We start from the raw sequence: 3955 nt of genomic DNA, 5'->3' as shown, positions 1-3955 counted from the left end.
TCCCGCAGCCGCGGCGGTGGCCGGGATGGCGGCCGCTGCCACGGCGGGCGCCGGCGCGGCGCTCTTGGCAGGTGCCGGGGCCGGCGCGGCGTCGCCGTGTGCGTCGAACTGCGCGATCAGCTCCGGCGGCGCGCGCGGCGGCTCCTGGCCGCTGCCGAAGGCGTCGAGCATCGACTGCAGGTAGTCCAGCGACTGCTGGGCGGCGTCGAAGTGCCGCGCCTGCAGGGTGGCCTGGCCGGCGCGAGCCATGCCCAGGGTTTCCTCCGCGGCGTGGCACAGCTCGACCATGGCGTTGATCGCCAGGAAGCCGGCGCCGCCCTTGAGCGTGTGGAAACCGCGGAACACGGCGTTGAGCTGGCCGCTGTCCTCGGGCGCCTGCTCCAGCGACACCAACTGCTCGCCGAGCCGGTCCAGGATTTCCTGGGCCTCGATGATGAAGTCGGCAGCGATGTCGTCGGGTACGGCGCTCATAAAGTTACAGTCCTAGTCCGGACAGCAGGTCGTCGGCGTCGTTCTGCGACACGCCGTGGCGGTCCAGGCCGGGCAGGGCCGGGCCGGCCAGGCTGCCGTCGGCCTTCCTGTTTTCTTCCTTCGGCGGCAGACCCAACGCGCCGAAGCCCTCGTGCACGCGGCGCACGATGCCGGCGACGCGGCGGATGATCTGCCCGGTCAGGTCCTGGAAGCTCTGCGCCAGGGCCATTTCGGTGAGGTTGTGGCGGATCTTGTCGAGGATCTCGCCCTGGTCGCCGCTGAGGCCGCCGGCGGCGAGCTGGTCGGCCAGCGCACGGCATTCCTCGGCCAGGTCCAGGGTGCGGTGGCTGGCCTGTTCGGTCATCTCCACCACGTGGTCCAGGCGCGAGCAGGCGTCGTCCAGCTCGCCGGCCTCGCTGGGCACCACCGGCAGTTCGCCGAGCGCCTGCCCCAGATCGCGCGCGAGCCGGCTCAGGCCCTGCATCATCGGCCGCGTGCGCCAGGCGGCGAGGGTGTCGATCTCCCTGCGCCAGCCGGCCTCGTCGCCGTTTTCCAGCGCGTCCAGCGCGCCTTGCAGGCGTTCGATCAGGGCGGTACGTTCGGCGGTGGCTTCCATTTAGGCGGTCGCTCCCAGGCGTTCGAAGATCTTGCCCAGCTTCTCCTGCAGCGTCTGCGCGGTGAACGGCTTGATGATGTAGCCGTTCACGCCGCACTGCGCGGCCTCGATGATCTGCTCGCGCTTGGCCTCGGCGGTGACCATCAGCACCGGCAGGTGCTTGAGCTTGTCGTCGGCGCGGATGTTGCGCAGCAGATCGATGCCGGTCATGCCCGGCATGTTCCAGTCGGTGACCACGAACTCGAACGGCGCCGAGCGCAGCGCGGCCAGGGCGCTGTTGCCGTCTTCGGCCTCGGCGGTATTGGTGAAGCCCAGATCGCCGAGCAGATTCTTGACGATGCGTCGCATCGTCGAGAAATCGTCCACGATCAAAATCCGCATGTTCTTGTTCACCACTGACTCCTAAGGGTTCCTATTCTTCGTCTTCCAGACCGGCATCGGCGACCTCGAACGCCTTCAGGCGTCCGCGCAACCGTACCGTGGCCTGGCCATGGATCTGACACACGCGCGACTCGCTGACCCCGAGCACCGCGCCGATTTCCTTGAGGTTCAATTCCTGCTCGTAGTACAGCGACAGCACCAACTGCTCGCGTTCGGGCAACTGCGCGATGGCCTTGCCCAGCTCGCGGCCGAATTCGCTGCGCTCGAGCATCTGCTGCGGATTGGGTCCGCCCTTGGCGATGGTATCCAGCTCGCCATGGTCCTCGATGCGCGACTCCAGGCTCAGCACCTGGCCGCGGGCGGCATCTTCCATCAAACGCAGGTATTCGGGAAGCGGCATGTCCATCGCCGCGGCCACTTCGTTGGCGGCGGCGGCGCGGCCGGTGCTCTGTTCGATCTTGCGGATCGCCGAGGCGGCGTCGCGGGCGCGGCGGTGCACCGAGCGCGGCACCCAGTCGCCACGGCGGATCTCGTCGATCATCGCGCCGCGGATGCGGATCGAGGCGTAGGTCTCGAACGAGGCGCCCTGTTCGGCGTCGTAGCTGCGCGAGGCCTCGATCAGGCCGATCATGCCGGCCTGGATCAGGTCGTCGATCTCGACGCTGGCCGGCAGCCGCGCCGCCAGGTGGTGGGCGATGCGCCGGACCAGGTCCGAGTGCTGGGTGATGTAGTCGTTGGCGCTGTTGCGCTGGACGGCGCGGTAGTGGGCGGCGGCGTTCATGCGGCCACCCCGCGCTGGATGATGCGTTCGACGAAGAACTCGACGTTGCCGCGCGGGGCGGTCGGCGCCTGCCAGCGCGCGGTGCGCCGGGCGATCTCGCTGATCGCCTGCGCCGACGGGCTCGACGGGTAGGCCTTGACCACCGGCTGCTGGCGCTGCACCGACAGGCGCAGCCAGTCGTCCTGCGGCACGCAGCCCAGGTAGTTCAGCGACACATCGCCCAGGAACTTCTCGCAGACCCGGCTGAGCTTGTCGTACAGCAGGCGGCCTTCGTTGAGGTCGCGGACCATGTTGGCGACGATCTGCACCCGGTCCACGCCGCGCTCGCGCGAGAGGACCTTGATCAGGGCGTAGGCGTCGGTGATCGAGGCCGGCTCGTCGCAGACCACCACCACCGCGTCCTGCGCGGCCTGGCAGAAGGTCAGCACGCTGTCGGTGATGCCGGCGGCGGTGTCGACGATCATCACGTCCAGTTCGCGCTGCAGTTCGGAGAACACGTTGACCAGGCCCACGTGCTGGGCCGGCGGCAGCTCGGCCATGTAGCGGCGGCCGGAGGCGGCGGGCACCACCATCAGCCCGTTGGGCATGTCGATCAGCACCTCTTCCAGGGTGCAGCGCCCGGCCACCAGGTCGGCCACGGTGAACTTGGGGGTCAGCCCCAGCAGCACGTCGACGTTGGCCAGGCCCAGGTCGGCGTCCAGCAGCAGGGTGCGCTTGCCCATGTCGGCCAGCGCCATGGACAGGTTCACCGAGATGTTGGTCTTGCCCACGCCGCCCTTGCCGCCGGTCACGGCGATGGTGCGCACCGGACCCAGCGGTTCGCTGCGCGTCGCCGACAGGGGGAAGGCATTGGTCAGATTGACGTAGTCACGCGACGGCATGGGTCTGCTCCGGAGTACAGGGCTTATCGGCAGCGCGCCGCAAATCTTCAAGGCGCAATACCAGGCTGGCGGCGTTGGCGCGGTGCAGGTCGTCCGGCACACGCTGTCCATCGGTCACCCAGGTGATGGGGAGGCGGTGGTCCACGACCACCGACAAGGCACTGCCGAACCGTCCGGTCTCGTCCAACTTGGTCATGATGACCCCCTGTGGGTCGGCGCCGGCGAACCGGCGCACCACCTCGTCCAGGTCGGAGAAATGGGCGTTGGCGGGGAGTACCAGCAAGGATCGGACCACCCGCGAGGCGCGCAGCCAGTGCAGTTGGGCAGCCAGGGCGCGGTCGCGCTGGCCCATGCCGGCGGTGTCGATCAGCACCAGCTTGTAGTCGGCCAGGCGCTCCAGCAGCTGCTGCAGCGCGGCGTCGCTGTCGGCCTCGTGCACGGCGATGCCGAGCTGGCGGCCGTAGCTGTGCAGCTGTTCGCGGCCGCCGACGCGGATGGTGTCGGTGGTGACCAGGGCCACGTCGCGGGCGGCATGGCGCTCCAGGAAGCGCGAGGCCAGCTTGGCGATGGTGGTGGTCTTGCCGGCGCCGGTGGGGCCGATCAGGGCGATCACGCCGCCTTCCTCGAGCGGGTCCAGCGCGGCGATCGGCAGGCGCTTGGAGAGCAGGCCCAGCATCAGCCCACGGCCGCGGTGCAGCTCCAGGTCGGCGGGGATCTGCATGACCACGTCGCGGGTGATGCCGCTGTCGAAGCCGTAGTCGTCCATCAGCTCCAGCGCCTGGGCGCGGACCGGCGAGCCGCGCAGGCGCTCGTCGGTGAGGCGGT

Annotated in this window: 6 protein-coding genes; all 6 read right to left on the bottom strand. The window is 69.4% G+C overall.

The genetic code is table 11. The annotated features are described in order from the left end of the window. Window positions 1–471 (bottom strand): Hpt domain-containing protein (locus J7357_RS20865; RefSeq protein ID WP_244667719.1); only part of this gene is annotated, 471 nt, incomplete at its 3' end. Between the two features lie 4 nt (window positions 472–475). Beyond that, window positions 476–1087 (bottom strand): protein phosphatase CheZ, encoded by a 612-nt coding sequence (locus J7357_RS20860; protein WP_209249434.1) that lies wholly within the window; start codon window positions 1085–1087, stop codon window positions 476–478. Next, on the bottom strand, window positions 1088–1480 hold the full coding sequence (cheY, locus tag J7357_RS20855; protein WP_010341542.1) for a chemotaxis response regulator CheY: 393 nt from the start codon (window positions 1478–1480) through the stop codon (window positions 1088–1090). Between the two features lie 19 nt (window positions 1481–1499). Further along, window positions 1500–2249: an RNA polymerase sigma factor FliA gene (locus J7357_RS20850; protein WP_010341541.1), complete on the bottom strand. Its 750-nt coding sequence runs from the start codon at window positions 2247–2249 to the stop codon at window positions 1500–1502. After that, entirely contained in the window at window positions 2246–3130 is an 885-nt protein-coding gene (locus tag J7357_RS20845) for a P-loop NTPase (RefSeq protein ID WP_010341540.1), read from the bottom strand. Before J7357_RS20845 ends, J7357_RS20850 begins: the two co-directional genes overlap by 4 nt. After that, the coding region (locus J7357_RS20840; RefSeq protein WP_244667718.1) for an AAA family ATPase at window positions 3117–3955 on the bottom strand (839 nt) is incomplete at its 5' end. The genes J7357_RS20840 and J7357_RS20845, both read right to left, overlap by 14 nt.

This window comes from Xanthomonas sp. D-109 (genome assembly GCF_017746095.1).
Taxonomy (GTDB): Bacteria; Pseudomonadota; Gammaproteobacteria; order Xanthomonadales; family Xanthomonadaceae; genus Xanthomonas_A; species Xanthomonas_A sacchari.
This window is presented reverse-complemented; position numbering and strand designations above follow the sequence as displayed.